Source organism: Anaerolineae bacterium, assembly GCA_016931895.1.
Lineage (GTDB): Bacteria > Chloroflexota > Anaerolineae > 4572-78 > J111 > JAFGNV01.
Window position 1 is genome coordinate 40,046 of sequence record JAFGDY010000072.1, and the last position, 16,961, is coordinate 57,006.

Sequence of the window (16,961 nt, forward strand, 5' to 3'; positions counted from 1 at the left end):
AGTGGGTTAAATGACCGACATTTCAGCGAACGGCTATAAATCCGGCAGTAACCTGGAGCGCGTTATCCGGGCCGGCCATTTTGTGGTTACCGGAGAGCTTGGCCCGCCGCAAGGCTGGTGCCGCGAAGAAATTGAGCGCAAGGCGGCCTTGCTCAAAGGCGTGGTGGATGCCGTCAACCTGACCGACAACCAGACGGCCATTGTGCGGATGTCGAGCATTGCCGCCGGGCGAATTTTGGTTGAGCTGGGTTTGGAGCCGGTGGTCCAGATGACGTGCCGCGACCGCAACCGGCTGGGCATCCAGAGCGACCTGCTGGGCGCGGCGGCGTTGGGCATGCGTAACTTGCTCTGCCTTTCGGGCGACCACCAGAGTTTTGGCAACCATCCCACCGCCAAAAATGTCCACGATGTGGACAGCATTCAGTTGGTGCAGATGGCGGCCAATATGCGTGATCAGGCCGTATTCCAGTGCGGCGACGAAATTGAAGGCGGCGGCCTGCCCGTTTTTGTGGGCGCGGCGGCCAACCCTTTTGGCGACCCCTTTGAGCTGCGGCCCTATCGCCTGGCCAAAAAAGTGGCGGCCGGGGCCGATTTTATCCAAACCCAGCTTATTTACGATATTCCCCGTTTTAAAGAATACATGCGGCGGGTGGTTGACCTGGGCCTGCACAAAAAAACGGCCATCCTGGCCGGGGTAGGGCCGTTAAAGAGCAGCGGCATGGCCAAATACATGCGCGACAAAGTGCCCGGCATGATCGTTGCCAACTATTACGTGGACGAGATGAGCAAAGCCATTGAGGGTATTGCCAAAGAAGAAAAAGCCGCCCGCACGCAAGCCTGGCGAAAACGAGGCATTGAACTGTGCATTGAGCAGATCCAACAAATCCGCGAGATTGAGGGCGTGGCGGGTATTCACATTATGGCTATTGAGTGGGAAGAGGCTGTTAAACCAATTGTTGAGGGAGCCGGATTATTGCCCCGGCCCACCTTTAATCAGAGTTAAGGCCTTTATTTAAGAGGTGCAAAATGACCCTGGCCCAACCAACAACCCAAACCCTGGCCCAAAAAATTGAACACGAGGTTGGCTCAAACGTATTTTTATGTTACCAATGCGTCAAGTGCAGTAGCGGCTGCCCCCTGGCCAAACACATGGACTTGCTGCCCAACCAGGTGATGCGGGCCGTGCAACTGGACGACGAAAGCGTTTTGGAAAGCAAAACCATTTGGCTCTGCGCGGCTTGCCAAACCTGCACCACCCGCTGCCCGCAAGAACTGGACATTGCCGGGGTGATGGACGCCTTACGCATTGAGGCCAAAAAGCAGGGCTTGCCGCCCGCCCTGCCCGACGTAGATAAATTCAACACCCTTTTCTTGGGCGACATCGGCCTGTTGGGGCGATTGTACGAAGTGGGGTTGATGGGGGGCTTAAATTTGTGGACAGGCCAATTGTTCAAAAATATGGATATGGGCCTGGAAATGATGAAGCGGCGCAAACTCAAGCTCCTGCCCAGTCTGACCCGCCCCCCCAAACAAGTGGAGCCGGTTGACCCAACCGGCGGCAAAGTGGCCTATTATCCCGGCTGTTCGCTCCACTCCTCCGCGCCCGAATACGGCCGCACCGTGCAGGCTGTGGCCGGTGTGCTTGATTTGGACCTGGTGGAGCCGCCCGGCTGGACGTGTTGCGGCTCCACGCCCGCCCACTCTACGGATCAGACCCTGGCTACGGTGCTGCCCATGCGCACCCTGACCACAGTGGAACAGATGGGGCTGGACACCGTGACCGCTCCGTGCAGTTCGTGTTTTGCCCGGCTCAAAACAGCCGCGCACACCGTCGCTCACAATGAAACAATGGCCCGGGCCGTTGAGGATCAGCTTGGGTATGCCTATCAGGGTACGGTAACGGTGCAGCATTTGCTCGATACCCTGGTTGACCGGGTGGGCCTGGCTAAAATTGAGTCAAAGGTGCGGCAACCCTTAAAGGGGCTTAAAGTGGCCTGTTATTATGGCTGCCTGGTTACCCGGCCCAGCAAAATCACCGCCGCCGAACACCCGGAATATCCCCTAAAAATGGATCAACTGATGCAGGCCCTGGGCGCCGAGCCGGTAGATTGGTCGTACAAAACCGATTGCTGCGGCGGCGCGCTCGGCCTGACCCAAACCCCCCTGGCCCTGGAATTGACCCGGAAAATCTTGCAAAACGCCCGCGATTGTGGGGCCGAGGTGATTGCGGCCGTTTGCCCGTTGTGCCACGTCAACCTCGACGCCCGCCAGCGCCAGATTGGGTTTGAGCCGCCCCTGCCGGTGCTGTACGGCACGCAACTGATGGCCCTGGCCTTTGGCCTGGGCCAGAAACAGGCGGCCTTAAATAAAAATTTGGTAGACCCTAAACCGGCGTTATCGGATTATATTCGGTAGCCGGCGCAAATCCTCCTCTTAGCTCTCCCCCAACAAGGTTTACGCTACCAAGGCGGAACCCGGATAAAGTGGAAATTACCCGCCTTCCGGGGTTATCAGCCGTTTTCCCCATGGACCCGTCAAAAGAGGGTCAAATTTTGCATGCATTTACCATTATAACCATTTCCTTAAAAAAATTCTCTAATATACTGTAAGAGACTGGCCTCAAGGAGTCGCTAAAACGCGTTTCCTTAAGGAGAGGCATGCCCCGTTATGGAAATCAGACCCATTCAAACGCCCGTTATTCAAAAAGATCAAAACCTGGTGGCTGTTTTTCTGGACACTTTTCAGGAACCGTTGGCAGAAGGCGACCTTGTTTGTGTCACCTCAAAAGTGGTTTCCCTGGAACAGGGCAGAGTGGTCAGGTTGGCGGACGTCCGGCCTTCGGCCAGGGCGCGCCGGATGGAAAAGCTGAAATACTCCAAAGATTTTGCGGCCCAACCAGAACTGGCCGAATTGATCTTACAAGAAGCGGAACGTGTGTTTGAAGACGGGTTTGTTTACCTGACCCTCAAAGACCATGTTTTCATTGCCAATGCCGGCATTGACCTGTCCAACGCGCCCGCCGGCTATGCCATTCTCTGGCCAAGCCGGTCCTGGGCGTGGGCCGAAAATTTTAGACAAAGCCTAAAAAAGCGTTATCAAATTGAGCGCTTGGGCGTGATTGTAACCGACTCTCACCTCACGCCCCTGCGCCGGGGCGTCACCGGCCTGGCCGTAGCCTACAGCGGCTTTGAGGGGATCCAAAGTGAAATAGGCCGGCCCGACCTGTTTGGCCGGCCTTTGGAAATTACCGAAAAGGCCGTGGCCGACGACCTGGCGTCGGCGGCGGTATTGGTGATGGGCGAGGCCGGGGAAAGCACTCCCTTTGCCCTGATCCGGGCCGCGCCGGTCGTCTTTACCGATCGCTCCATAGACCCCCAGGAAACGTTCATTAATCCCAAAATGGATTTGTACGCCGGAATTTATCAGGACAGTTTTAAAGCCCTGCTTGATATTCCAATGAAGCCCTTTCCGGCAATCGGTCCTCAAGGGCAAGAGACCGAGGCTTGAATGAGGCTTTATTTAGTAACAACCAAGGAAGGTTAGACCATGTTTAAGGTTCGCCACCCTGTACCCAGTGATATTGAAATTGCCCAAGAGGCGGTTCTCAAACCCATTAAAGAAGTGGCCGAGGCGGTAGGTTTGGGTGAGGACGATCTGGACTATTACGGCAAGTATAAGGCCAAAGTTCACCTGGACGTTCTGGAAAAATTCAAGGATCACGCGCAAGGAAAATACATTGACGTGACGGCAATCACGCCTACCCCCCTGGGAGAAGGTAAAACAACCACCACCGTTGGTTTAAGCCAGGCGTTGGGCGCTCATTTGAACAAAAACGTGTTCACCTGCATTCGCCAGCCCTCGCAGGGGCCAACCTTTGGCATTAAAGGCGGCGCCGCCGGCGGCGGTTACAGCCAGATAGTGCCCATGGAGGATTTTAACCTCCATCTGACCGGGGACATTCACGCGGTCACTGCCGCCAACAACCTGCTGGCGGCGGCCATTGACGCGCGGATGCTGCACGAGCGCAACTATGGCGAGCGCTTCACCAAAGTTACCGGGTTGGACCCGTTGAACCTTAATCCCTATACCATCACCTGGAATCGCGTGCTGGATGTAAATGACCGCGAATTGCGTAAAGTGGTGGCCGGCCTGGGGGATAAGGGCGACGGCGTTCCGCGCGAAACAGGGTTTGACATTTCTGTGGCCAGCGAGGTAATGGCCATCCTGGCCTTGACCACCGGGCTTGGTGATATGCGCGAGCGGTTGGGCCGCATTGTTATTGGCCAAACTTGGGCCGGAGAGCCGGTTACGGCCGAACAGTTAGGCGCGGCCGGGGCGATGACGGTGTTAATGAAAGAGGCCGTTATGCCCAACCTGATGCAAACCCTGGAAGGCACCCCGGCCTTTGTGCACGCCGGGCCTTTTGCCAACATTGCCCACGGCAACAGCAGCATTATTGCGGACCAGATTGCGCTGAAATTGGCCGACTACGTGGTCACCGAATCGGGCTTTGGCGCGGATATTGGCATGGAAAAATTCTTTAACATTAAGTGTCGTTATTCGGGCCTTATCCCCAACGCGGTGGTGCTGGTAGCCACCATTCGCGCTCTAAAAATGCACGGCGGCGGTCCCAGGGTGGTTGCCGGCCGTGACCTGGATAAAGCCTACACCGAGGAAAACCTGGCTTTGTTGGAGAAAGGCTGCGCCAACCTGGTCAAAAACATTCAAATTGCCGGGCTGTTTGGCATTCCGGTGGTGGTGGCGATCAATCGCTTCAAATACGATACCGAGGCTGAGGTGGCCCTGGTTAAACGGATGGCCGAAGAAGGGGGCGCTTATGCCGCGGCGGCGTCTAGCCACTGGGCCGAAGGGGGCGCCGGTTCGGTGGAACTGGCCGAGGCGGTGATGGACGCCTGCGAGCAGCCCTGCAATTTTGATTTTCTCTATCCGCTCGATATGTCCATCAAGGAGAAAATTGAAACCATTGCTACCAAAGTTTACGGCGCAGACGGGGTGGATTATTCTTCGGCGGCTAACCAACAAATTGCCGCCTACGAAAAAGCGGGCTTTGGCAATTTGCCCGTGTGTATGGCCAAAACTCACCTGAGCATCAGCCACGACCCCGCCTTAAAAGGCGTGCCTACAGGCTTTGGGCTGCCCATCCGCGAGGTACGGGCCAGCGTAGGGGCCGGTTTTATCTACCCCCTGTGCGGCGAGATGCGCACCATGCCAGGGCTGCCCTCCAAGCCGGTTTTTATGCAAGTAGACCTAGATGACGAGGGTAAAGTGGTTGGCCTTTTTTAAGGTGTTCCCCAAGGGAAGTGTCCCGTTGGCCTCAAAAACAATTAAATCCTTTCAACCGGGTCAAGCAGGGCAATCAGGCCCAACGCGCCCACGTTGGCAAATAACAGGGGCGCCATCAGCGGCGCGCCCCGGATGAAGCGTTCAAGCACAATTTCGCTTTCTCTCACCAGATTGCTGTCAATGTGCAGTATTGCCCCAATAATCCCCACTACAATGAGCAGAAGCATCGCCGCAATGTAGGTGGTCAGGTCGGCGCGGGACGGTTTATTAATCGCCCCCAGGGTTACGGCCACCGCTGTCCCAAATATGCCAAGCGCCGTGGGCGCCCACAGCCAGGGATTGGCAAAATTCACACGGGCATGGTCCAAAACGCTGCTGAGAACGGTGGCCAGGGCCGCCATGCCCACAATGTAAAAGTAGGCCCGCGTTTTGGCGTAAGGAAGCTGCACCCGGCGGCGGCCAAGCAGGATCAGGCTGCCGCTATCGGGCGGGTCTTCTATCCAAACGGCGCTGAGGCCCAACAGCCCCACCATTGAGAACATCAACGGCCCCAAAATAGGCGGCGCCCAGACCAGCAGGTCAATAGAAACGCGCTGACCCACCGGCGCGGTGGGCATAATTCCCCGCACCACGTGAAAATACGCGCCTAACAAACCCACAACCGTACTGACCAGAAAGGTTAAAGTGGCTATAATGGTGGCCAGAGGGCGGTTTTTAAGGGCAATAAGCCCGGCCAGCAGCAGCAATATCCCGCCAACAGGGCCAAAGACAATGGGAATCCATTCGTTGGGCACAATGGTGCCGCTGATGCTATGGGCCAGGTAAATGTCAATGCCTAAAAATATCAGGTTGGCCGCCATCATTAGCAACATCAACTGATCGCGTGAAAAAGGCAAACGCGCGCGCCGCACAACCGGAACAACTTTGGCCAGGTGATACATGGCTATTCCCCTGCCTTTTCCAATTTCTCGGCGACCATTTCCCGCAATTCGGCCAGTTCGTGCAAAATTTCGTAGGCACCGTGCCATTGCACATAATCCGGCCCCTGCATCCAGGCCCCAAACTTGGCGGTGCGCCCCCAGTGATGCCACAGGTTGAAGTAAGTAAAATCAATCGGTTCGTCAAATGGCTCCGGCGTAACCAAACCTTTCTCCTTTAGCGGGGCCATGATTTGATCGCTTTCAACCACCCAGGCGTTGATGGCTTCGGTCAGTTTGTCGGCGTCGGTGTAAAAGTCGTCAATAAATTCCCGGTTATGACATTCCTGGCACACGGTTTGCATGCGCGCCCGGTTATCTGACCAACCGGGGCGGCGCTGGCTGATGGGCGCAAACAGGTACCAGGTCAGGCGGTCGCCCACGTCGTGGGTGGTGCCGGCGCCCCCAAAACCGCTTATGTGGCAAACGGCGCAGGTGGCTGCGGGAAAGTCTTGCACGGTCAGCGTGCCGGCTTCGGCCTCCCAATGCCAGTTGTGGCCGCCGGTGGCGTAGGCAATGCCGTGCGGCGACTCGTGGTAAATTTCCCACTGGGGATGGTCCGGCCCAATGTGGCAGTAGTTACAGGTTTCCGGTTTGCGCGCCTGCTCCAGGCTGAATTCGTGCCGCAGGTGACATTTTTGGCATTGACCCACCGAGCCGTCCAGGTTGGGTTTGCCGACGTTATGGCAGCCTTCGCAGGCAAAACGGGTCACGTCTGGCCCTTCCAACCGGTATAGGGCGTTGCGCATTGTTTCGGGCTGGTAGCCTCCCTCGGGGATGGCCTCATAAATGGCCATTAGATGGTCAAATTGGTCCGGGTATTTTTCGGCCAAACCGTCGGCGCCCACCATGGCCATGTAGGCCGGCAGGCTATGGCGGCTTTGATTAAATTGAGCCACTTCGGTGGCATGGCATTTTTGGCACATAGCCGGGGTGGGCAATTGCAGCACGTAGGTGTCTTCGTGTTCTTTGGCCCCGGGATAATCACTTTTTACTTCGTGACAATCCCGGCACGCCACCTCGGCGGCGGCCATAGTACTATGACCATATTGTTCAACAATGCCAGGTGTGGTACGCTGGTGACAGACCACACATGCATCATCACTGCTGGCCAGGGCATTTGCCCGCTTAGGCCCGGCAGCAGACGGGGCTACCGCTTGACCAACAACCAACGCCAGTAAAGCCAGGCCCAATACCAGAATCACCGCTACCAAACCAATAACCAGCACTCGCATTGAGCGCAGTAAATTGGGTTTTTTGTTGGGGTTGGGTTGGATTGTCATTAAACTTCCCTCCTCAAAAGCAATTTAAAAAGGGATGAGCATAAAGGTTAATCACCTTAACACTAAAAGTAAATCGTGTCAACTTTTAGAAACGCGGGGTCTGATTCCCAAAAAAAGGTTTGAGGCTGTACTTTTTTAAGGATTTGTTTTATGCTCAAGCCGCAAAGTTTAAGAGCCTGTCTGAAAAGCCGAACAGTTGCTTCGAGCGACGAAGGGAGTGAGAAATCCCTACGCGGTAACGTTTTCGAGCCAGATTCCAGGGATTTCTCGGCCTGTGGCCTCGAAATGACATGCTTTTCAGACAGCTTCTAACAACAAGTAGGAAAAAGTGGCCTATGAAAACAGAACCAACCAGATTCATAGTGGCCTTTATGGGTTTGCTGGTATTTTGGCTGCCACCCCTCAAACCGGCCATAACTCAGGCAGAACCCTGGCGGATTCTCATTTTTAACTCCCACCATCTCAACCAGCCTTATCCATATTATGATGATTACCGGGCTATTTTGGGGGCCGCCATTATCTTTGTGGCCTTTGAGACCTTTGTCATCCTTTACCTCCTGCTCAATACCTTTCGCCGGCGGCAGGCCGAGCAGGCGTTACAGCAGCGAGTCAACCAATTGGCCCTGCTCAGTGAAATCGGCGGGCAAATTGTGGCCGTGCTTGAGCTGGACAACGTGCTGATTAGAGCGGTTCAATTAGTGCAAGAAAACTTTGGTTATCATCACGTGGCTATTTTTACCCTGGATTATGGGCAGGGGCGGCTGGGCATGCGGGCCAAAGCCGGCACCTATACGGCCCTCTTCCCCCCCGATTATACGCTGAAATTGAACGAAGGCATGGTTGGCTGGGCGGCCCATCATAATCAAACTCTGTTGGCCAATGATGTGGCCAAGGAGACTCATTATGAAAACTCGTTTCCCGGTGAAGGGGAAATAATCACCCGGTCCGAGTTGAGCGTGCCCATTCAGATTCGCGGCGGGGTGATTGGCGTGCTTGACGTGCAAAGTCCCCAGCGGAATGCCTTTGATCAAAACGATTTGTTGGTGTTAAAAACCCTGGCCGATCAAATTGCCGTAGCCATGGAGAATGCCCGGCTCTACGAAGCGATAAAACAGGAGCTGAACGAACGCCGGCAGGCCGAGGAGGCGTTGCGGGCGAGTGAAGCAAAATACCGGCAACTGGTTGAATACGCCCCGGCCGGTATTTGTGAAATTGACTTTGTCCAAAACCGGTTTATCAGCGTTAATGACGTGATGTGTGAATATAGCGGTTACACCAGAGAAGAATTTTTGGCGCTGAATCCCTTTGCGCTCCTGGTTGGGGAAAGCCGGAAACATTTTATAGAAAGACAACAGAAACTATTTAGCGGCCAGCCTGTGCCCGACATTGTTGAATGTAAAATCAGGGGCAAAAACAGCCGTGAGTTTTGGGTGCTGCTTAATATGAGTCATCGGTACAAGGAAGGTGAGCCGGTTAGCGCCACCGTGGTAGCCCACGATATTACCGAGCGCAGGCAGATTGAGGCAGAAATCCGTAAACTCAACGTGGAACTTGAGCAGCGCGTGCTTCAACGCACGGCCCAACTTGAAGCGGCCAACAAAGAATTGGAAACCTTTGCCTACTCGGTTTCGCACGACCTGCGCGCGCCGCTGCGCAGCATTAACGGCTTTAGCCAGGCCCTATTGGATGAATACGCGGGCGTGTTGGGTGAAATGGGCCAAGATTACCTGCACCGGGTATTGGCCGCCAGCCGCCGGATGGGTCAGCTCATTGATGATTTGCTAAAATTATCGCGTTTGACGCGGGGGGAGTTGCATCGCCTGCCCGTTCAGCTCAGCGTTTTGGCTCAAGAAATTGTGGCGGATTTGCAACAGACGCAGCCCAAACGGGCGGTAGACTTTATTATCACCCCTGACATAGTGGTTAAGGGGGATGAGCAGCTGCTGCGGGCGGCGTTGGAGAATTTGCTGGGCAATGCCTGGAAGTTTTCCCGGCAGCGTTCTCGCGCCAAAATTGAATTTGGCCGAACAGAGATCAACGACGAGCCGGTTTATTTTATCCGCGACAACGGGGCCGGGTTTGATATGGCTTATGCCGATAAGTTATTTGGCGCTTTTCAACGCTTGCACCGGGACACAGAGTTTGAGGGGGTTGGCATTGGCCTGGCCACCGTGCAACGGATCATCCACCGCCACGGAGGGCGCATTTGGGCTGAAGCCGGGGTGGATAAAGGGGCGACGTTTTACTTTACGCTTTGATGGAATGATGATAAACTATACCGGTTTTAGAAACCCGCCCAACTTGGAGTAATTCATGAGGATACCCCTACGTGTCTTGATTGTTGAAGATTCAGAAGATGACGCCCTGCTGCTGGTACGCGAACTGCGTCATGGCGGCTATGATCCCACTTTTGAGCGGGTTGAGACAGCCCCGGATATGAACATGGCCCTGGCGCAACAGGCGTGGGACGTGGTTCTGGCGGATTTCAAAATACCCGGTTTTGGCGGCCTGGCCGCTTTGGCGTTATTGCAAAAGCGCGGGCTTGATTTACCCTTTATTATTGTTTCAGGCGCCATTGGCGAAGAAACGGCGGTAGAAGCGATGAAGGCCGGGGCGCACGACTACGTGATGAAGGACAACCTGGCCCGTCTGCTGCCTGCCGTGGAACGCGAATTGCGCGAGGCCATGGTCCGGCAGGAGCGCAGGCAGGCGCGGATAGCCCTGGAAACCCATGCCCGCCAACAAGCCGCCCTGTTCCACCTCAGTTCTGAGTTGGTGGCCACCCTGGACGAAACGGATATTTGTGATAAAGTGGTTGTTGGTTTGCATAAGACGTTGGGTTATGATCACGTGGGCATTTTGCTGGTAGACGAATCTACCGGCGAGCGCGTATTGCGGGCTTGCACGCCTGCTGCCAATATGTCGCTTGATTTACGCCTGCCGTCCGGCCAGGGCTTGAGCGAACGTCCCCTGTTGGATGGCCGGCCCCACTATACCCCTGATGTAACCAAAGAGCCGGATTATGTGCCGGCCTTCAACGGTTTGTCTGAGTTGGACCTACCCCTTAAGGTCGGCCCGAAGGTTTTGGGAGTGCTGGTTATTGAGAGTAGCCGGGTTGATGCTTTTAGTGAAGATGATTTTGCCGTGCTTACCGCCGCCGCCAATCAGGTGGCTGTGGCCCTGGCCCGGGCCAGGGAACACCAGGCAGTTAAAGCGGCTGAAATTCGTTACCAGAGTCTGTTTAGCCGGATGCCGGTGGGCCTTTATCGGACGGCCCCGGGGGGGCAATTTTTGGAGGTGAATCCGGCTCTGGTGGAGATGTTGGGCTATCCAAACCGGGAGGCTCTTCTAGCCATCAACGCTATTGATCTGTACGTTGATGTGACAGAACGCCATCGCTGGCAGTCCTTGTTGGAACAAGAAGGGGTGGTGCGAGATTTTGAGGTCCAGATGTACCGGCATGATGACGCCATCATCTGGGCGCGGAATACAGCCCGGGCCGGGCGAGACCAGGAAGGGAGCCAGATACTTTATTACGAAGGTAGCCTGGAAGACATCACCGCCCACAAACAGGCCCAAGAAGCGTTGCGCAAAAGCGAAGAACGGTATCGTCGTTTGATTGAAACTTCTCCTGATGCCATTACCCTGACCGACTTACAGGGTAATTTGCTGATGACGAATCAACAAAACGCCAGCATGCTTGGTTACGCAAATGTGGAAGAACTCCTGGCCAGTCAAAAGGATGCCTTTGATTTTATCGCTCCTCTAGACCGGCAGCGCGCAAAGCAAAACCTGGAAAAAACATTGGAGAGCGGGAGCGTGAGAAATGTTGAATACACCATGCTCAGAAAAGACAATTCCACTGCCCTGGTAGAACTGAGCGCATCGTTGATTAAAAATGCCACCGGAGCGCCGGAAGCCTTTATTGGCATTGTCAGAGACATTGCCGAACGCAAGCGGGCCGAGGAAGAACGTCGCCGCTTGAGCGCGGCCATTGAGCAGACGGCCGAGAGCGTGATTATCACCGATACCGAGGGGGTGATTGTTTACGTTAATCCCGCCTTTGAGCGCGTCGGCGGCCATAACCGGGCCGAAGTGATGGGGCAGCATAGCCGTATTCTCAAAAGCGGCCAACACGATGACGCCTTTTACCGGGAGATGTGGGCCGTAATTAGCGGGGGGGCAGTGTGGCAAGGGCGGATTGTCAACAAGAGAAAGGATGGCAGTTTTTACACCGACGAGGTGACCATCACCCCGGTGCGCAACGAAAGCGGCGAGATTGTCAACTACGTTTCCGTGCAGCGCGATGTGAGCCGCGAGTTAGAACTGGAAGAACAGGTCCGGCGGTCGCAACGAATGGAAGCGGTGGGCCAGCTAACGGCAGGGATTGCCCACGATTTCAATAATTTGCTGACCGCCATCAATGGTTTTGCCGAGTTGCTGCAATATCGCCTGCCGGTGGATAGTCCAAGCTATGATATGGCCGGAAAAATTCTACATTCGGGCCAACACGCGGCAGACCTGGTGAGCCAACTGCTGGCCTTTAGCCGCAAGCAGTTAATCCAGCCAAAGGTATTGAGCCTCAACGAGGTGGTTATGGATATTGTGGACAAGATGCTCAAGCGGGTCATTGGTGAAACCATAGAGCTGGCCTTGTTCCTGGAACCGGCATTATGGCCGGTGAAGATTGACCCGGCCCAGATGGAGCAGGTTATTGTTAACTTGGCGGTCAACGCCCGCGATGCCATGCCTGGCGGCGGCAAATTGACCATTGAAACAGCCAATGTGGTTTTGGACGATGCGTATGTGGCCGGCCACCTGGGTGCCGAGCCGGGCGAACACGTGCGGTTGTGCGTGAGTGATACGGGTTGCGGTATGAGCAAAGAGGTGCAGGCCCATATTTTTGAGCCGTTTTTTACCACCAAAGAGGTTAATGAGGGCACAGGGTTGGGCTTGGCCACTGTTTTTGGCATTGTCAAACAAAGCCAGGGCAATATTTGGGCCTACAGCGAAGAAGGGGTAGGCAGTACCTTTAAAATCTATTTACCGCGGGCAACTCAGGCCACCGACACCGCGCTCCGGCTGGCGGAAACGGATGATTTGCCCCGCGGCGCAGAAACAATCCTGGTGGTGGAAGATGAGGCAATGGTGCGTGAGTTGGCCGTGCGGGTGCTGGGCTGGCAGGGTTACACCATTCTACAGGCGGCCAATGGCCGGGAAGCTTTGAGTTTGGCCCAGAAATACAACGGAGAAATCCACCTTTTGTTGACGGACATGGTCATGCCCCAATTGGGAGGCCAACTATTAGCCAACCAGATAAAAACTATCTGCCCTGATATTAAAATTCTTTTCACTTCAGGTTACACCAGCCAGGCTATGGTAACACATGAGATGTTGTTTGCGGGCGCAGAGTTTATCCAAAAGCCCTTTTCGCCAAGAGAATTGGCCCATAAGGTGAGGGAGGTGTTGGACGGAGCGGATTGGGAAATAGGAAGCAGGAAATAGAAATTAGATAGGGCCGGTTTATCAACATTCGGCTAAGGTTTCTAATTTCGCGATTGTTCACCTTGTGGACGAGCGTTCCGGTTATTCAACCGGAACGGGTAAATATCGGGTTAACCCGGTCAAATATCCGGTTACGGTTTCAAAACTGTAACCATCAGGTGGAACAGCGAATGGTTACCTAATTTCTAAATTCTAAATTCTTATTTCCAACTCCGGTTCATCCGGGGGGTTAGGGTTGTTCAACCAAGGCCCACCAGGGTTTGGCTTCTAGGGGCAGGGGCACTCCTTTGAGGGCAATCAGGTGCGAGTCTTCGCCGAGGGCGCGCATTTTGGGCCAGGTAAAAAAGCGTTCTAAGGTGTTTGGGGGATAAACATCGAGCATGGCCTGGTACCAGTTGGCGGCGCTGCTATTTGTCTCGGCCTGGTCGTCGGCCAAACGTTTTTGGTAATGCCAATATTCAAAGGCCAAAAAGTGCCAGGTCCAACTGTATTCCTCGTCGTCGTGCGAGGAAATGCGTTGCCAGCCGTACTCGCGGGCCAGGGCGGTCATGTCCACGTAGTAACCGGCCAAGTTGGCCTTTTCTAGGCCGCCCTGTTCGGGGGCAATCTGGGTGCGGGCGCGGCTGCTATAATTCCACGGGTTGGCCGTGACCGGACGGCCACACCGGCCGCTCTGGTCGGCGCAGCGTAGAAAAATGCGCCAGTAGGTTTCGCCGCTGTAATCTTCGCGCCCAATCTCGTGGGCCAATTCGCCGTTTAGATGATAATCAAACAGGGTGTCAATGGCCCGCCCGCTTTTATGCCAACTGGCATATTGCGACGTTTCGCTGTAAGCAGCCACATCCCGCGTGGCATCCGACAATACCCCCAAAAAGTCATACCCCACCTCGTCCCGCAACCGAAACCGCCAGGCTTGAAATGAGTCATCCACCGTATCGGCCAGCCAGGGCGTGCCTACTTCCAGATCATCCAAACGAACCAGGTTAAAAGGCTCAGCCTCGTGCGCCTCGTTGGCGGTCAATTGTTCCCGGTACAATGGCGAACCGCCATTGTCGCTCAAGGTTGCGACCCTTTGGCCGGCCTCAACTGCCTGCTGATGCCAGGTCAAACGCCCCTGGATGCTAATGATGCCGGTCAATAGGTGGGGGAGTTGATGGATTGCGCCGGACGTTTGTAGAGCCACCACTTCTCCATCCCAACGATGAAAGATGGCCGCCAGGGTATCACCGGTGGGACTCCAGGCCGGGCCATCGGTGCGGCCCAGCCAAGTGACCGGCTCCATCGGCCCGTTTTGAGTGGGGGGCTGAGCTGTGTCTAAAACAAATACCTCCCGGTCGCCCAAATCGTCAATCACAAAGGCCAATTGCTTGCCGTTAGGATGCCAGACGGGCCATTCTTCGGCGGTCGGGGTATCGGTCAGGCGGGTGACATTGCCGCTGGCTATCTCAAGTAAGAATAAATCCTTGTTGCCCTCGCGCCAACTGGTAAAGGCCAGGGTGCGGCCGGCAGGACTCCAGGCCGGGGCAAAGTCGCCCGCCGGCGAGTTGGCGGTCAGATTTATGGCCGGGCCGATCCCGGCGGCGTCAACGCGCCAGATGTCCAGGTTGCCGGCCTGGTAGGATTCGTAGGCCAGGCTCTGGCCGTCGGGACTCCAGGTTGGCGCGCCTTCGTAATGGGGCGAGTTGGTCAGGCGGGTTTCCTGGCCGGTGGGCAGGTCAAGCACGTACACGTCCCAATTATTATTGCGGCGAGAGGCAAAGGCCAGCTTGTCGCCCTGGGGCGAGTAGGCGGGGTCGGCATCTTCAAAGACGTCGTTGGTGAGTTGGCGGGGGGTAGAGCCATCCGGGGCCAGGCTGTAAATATCCCACTGGCCGTGCCGGTAAGCGGCAAAGGCGATACGTTCTGCCGTAGAGGTAGGTTGACCTTTAGCCGGGTCGGCGGCAAAAGTCAGCAAAAATAAAATGGTCAAGCCCAAAGCGGGAAGATTAGTTTTTGACAACAATTAGCGTTCCTGATTTCTATTTTGTAACTTCCAAGAGCGCCTGCTCCACAATTCCCTCTAGTGAAGTCAGACTCTCCTGCAACCGGCCAATGTATCCGGCCAGTTCGGTATCGCCGAGGTTGAGGGCAATGGGTACGTCAAGGTTGAGCGGCACGGTGGTGGAAATGGGAATGGTGCGGTCAATGGAAACCGGGATGCTGGTGTCAATGGGAATTTCAATGTCCACCGGCACGGTCACGTCCACCGGAAAGCCCTGGCCTGTCCCCAGCGGGTCGAGCAAAATGGTGGTATTGATCTCCTGTTTGATGGGCACAGACAACTGAACGGGGATTTCGATGGTTTCGTTAAAGGGGATGTCGGCCTCAACAGGGAAATCCTCGTTCACGGCTACGTTGAACTCAATGGTTGCTTCCTGAAAGGTTTGCAGATCGGTAATGGTTTGGGCCAGAGTCTCTTGCACCACCGGCCCCCACGCCCGGGCTGCATTTTTGGCCTGTTGCTCAAGGCGTTGTAACTGCCAGATCAGGTAGAGGTTCAAACTCAATGACACCAGCACCAAAATGAAGAGAATGATCATTAAAAACTTTGTACTTTTTGACACAATTTGTCTCCTTATGTTTGACGTCGTTCGGCGCCGCAGGCGTGGCAAAAATTGGCGTCTTCGCGTAGAGCCGCGCCGCAGCGATAACAGAAGCCCACCGTGACCGAGGGTTTTGATGGGGTACGGCCAGGTTTTACCCTTTTCTTGCGCCAGCCCGGTTGCGCGGATTTGGCCGGCCAGGGAACCACTTCTGCCTGTTTCCGGCTTAACCACCACCAATAACCACCACCTGCCAGCAGCAGCAGGATACCGCCGCCAATCAACAGATAGCCCCGGTTGAGTTCCTGCCCGGTGACTGCTCCCGTTGCGGGAGACGTTTGGGAGGGCAGAGACGTATTGCCTGCCGGTTGCTGCGCCGCTAAATCATCGGTATCGCGCCGGTAAGTGGCCGCCAACTCAAAAGTGTCCCCGGCGGCCAGACCGGCCACCTGAATGGTGTGATATTTTAGTCCGTCTCTACCGGCAAAGGTGTTGTTAGGGGCAGGGGTTAGCTCAAAATCTTCAGCCCCAAATGGCTCCTGCACTTCAAAAATGGCTGTTTCAAGATCATAAGCGGCCAGGAATTGAAAGGCCAGGCGGCGGGTTTGATTTTCGCGGTTTAGAAGCAGAGGGTCGTAATATTCCAACTGGATTTTGGGAGCAGGCGTGGAAAAGGTGAGTAATGTCTGGTTATCTTCGTGTAGAAATGTTATTCTATCCAAACTAACCTCCAGCAAGTTGCCATTCTGTTCCACCGCCACCGCATGCATGGAGTCAATATGCCCCGGCAGGCGGAAGGTTAGGGTGGCAGGCAAGAGCGTATCCGCGCTTAGCTCGGCTCGATAGATGATCAGAACCTCGGGCCGGTCATATTCCGGCCAGAGTTCAACCAACAAGCTTTTAAGTTTGGGCGGGGAGGATTGCGCTTTAACTTGGCCGTAGGGCCACAGGATTGCCAGCAGCGCCAGCATGACCAAGCTTCCCCCCAGAAATTTTTGTTTCATCGGCTTTTCTGGAAAGATTAATTCCTTGAGATTGTAAACGAAACGGTTGAAGTGTCAAGAAATTCAATAGCCTTGCCCAGATTATGAGGCTGCCCATTGTTTCTGTTTCCCTTAACCCTATTGTATAATTGCCCCATCAGCGAACGGTAAATTAATCATTCACAATTCACAACTCACAATTCACAATTTTCAAGGAGTTTATGGCTCATTGACTAACACTTTTAACTTGACATTGTCACATTGCACAACTGTTCTGCTTAATAGTTGTCATAATTAACAAAGTAGAGTAACTTTTTCTATCTTTCC

At 54.9% G+C, this 16,961-nt stretch carries 11 protein-coding genes; 6 read left to right on the top strand and 5 right to left on the bottom strand.

The genetic code is table 11. From position 1 onward, the window contains the following. Nucleotides 1-10: 10 nt before the first annotated feature. The 4 genes from JW953_05865 to JW953_05880 all read left to right on the top strand — a co-directional run bounded on the left by JW953_05865 (nt 11) and on the right by JW953_05880 (nt 5,304). A complete protein-coding gene (locus tag JW953_05865; GenBank protein ID MBN1992209.1) occupies nt 11-1,003 on the top strand; it encodes a methylenetetrahydrofolate reductase in 993 nt (330 codons plus the stop codon). A gap of 23 nt (nt 1,004-1,026) precedes the next feature. Continuing rightward, nucleotides 1,027-2,415, top strand: coding sequence for a 4Fe-4S dicluster domain-containing protein (locus JW953_05870; protein ID MBN1992210.1), 1,389 nt, complete (start codon nt 1,027-1,029; stop codon nt 2,413-2,415). A gap of 252 nt (nt 2,416-2,667) precedes the next feature. Continuing rightward, nucleotides 2,668-3,507, top strand: coding sequence for a coenzyme F420-0:L-glutamate ligase (locus JW953_05875; protein ID MBN1992211.1), 840 nt, complete (start codon nt 2,668-2,670; stop codon nt 3,505-3,507). A 39-nt stretch (nt 3,508-3,546) separates the two neighbouring features. After that, nucleotides 3,547-5,304 (top strand): formate--tetrahydrofolate ligase, encoded by a 1,758-nt coding sequence (locus JW953_05880; protein ID MBN1992212.1) that lies wholly within the window; start codon nt 3,547-3,549, stop codon nt 5,302-5,304. Nucleotides 5,305-5,345: 41 nt separating this feature from the next. Here the strand turns inward: JW953_05880 and JW953_05885 are convergent, their stop codons facing one another. Both JW953_05885 and JW953_05890 read right to left on the bottom strand, forming a co-directional pair. Further along, nucleotides 5,346-6,245: a hypothetical protein gene (locus tag JW953_05885; GenBank protein ID MBN1992213.1), complete on the bottom strand. Its 900-nt coding sequence runs from the start codon at nt 6,243-6,245 to the stop codon at nt 5,346-5,348. A gap of 2 nt (nt 6,246-6,247) precedes the next feature. Further along, nucleotides 6,248-7,564 carry a nitrate reductase gene (locus JW953_05890; GenBank protein ID MBN1992214.1) on the bottom strand — a complete coding sequence of 439 codons (1,317 nt, stop codon included), beginning with the start codon at nt 7,562-7,564 and terminating at the stop codon, nt 6,248-6,250. A gap of 335 nt (nt 7,565-7,899) precedes the next feature. Here JW953_05890 and JW953_05895 point away from each other — a divergent pair, with 335 nt between their 5' ends. Together JW953_05895 and JW953_05900 are read left to right on the top strand one after the other, a co-directional pair. Then, the gene (locus JW953_05895) at nt 7,900-9,822 is read left to right on the top strand and encodes a PAS domain S-box protein (GenBank protein MBN1992215.1); all 1,923 of its coding nucleotides are present in this window, start codon (nt 7,900-7,902) and stop codon (nt 9,820-9,822) included. A 55-nt stretch (nt 9,823-9,877) separates the two neighbouring features. Next, nucleotides 9,878-13,069, top strand: a complete 3,192-nt coding sequence (locus tag JW953_05900) for a PAS domain S-box protein (protein MBN1992216.1) — start codon at nt 9,878-9,880, stop codon at nt 13,067-13,069. A gap of 229 nt (nt 13,070-13,298) precedes the next feature. On the opposite strand, the gene JW953_05905 is transcribed toward JW953_05900, so the two are convergent. From JW953_05905 to JW953_05915, 3 genes are read right to left on the bottom strand one after another with little or no spacing between them, the layout of a single operon-like run. Next, a complete protein-coding gene (locus JW953_05905) occupies nt 13,299-15,068 on the bottom strand; it encodes a PD40 domain-containing protein (GenBank protein MBN1992217.1) in 1,770 nt (589 codons plus the stop codon). Nucleotides 15,069-15,087: 19 nt separating this feature from the next. Beyond that, complete coding sequence (locus JW953_05910; GenBank protein ID MBN1992218.1) at nt 15,088-15,672, bottom strand: hypothetical protein; 585 nt, start codon at nt 15,670-15,672, stop codon at nt 15,088-15,090. 11 nt (nt 15,673-15,683) lie between these two features. Next, entirely contained in the window at nt 15,684-16,655 is a 972-nt protein-coding gene (locus JW953_05915; GenBank protein ID MBN1992219.1) for a zinc ribbon domain-containing protein, read from the bottom strand. Nucleotides 16,656-16,961: the final 306 nt, after the last annotated feature.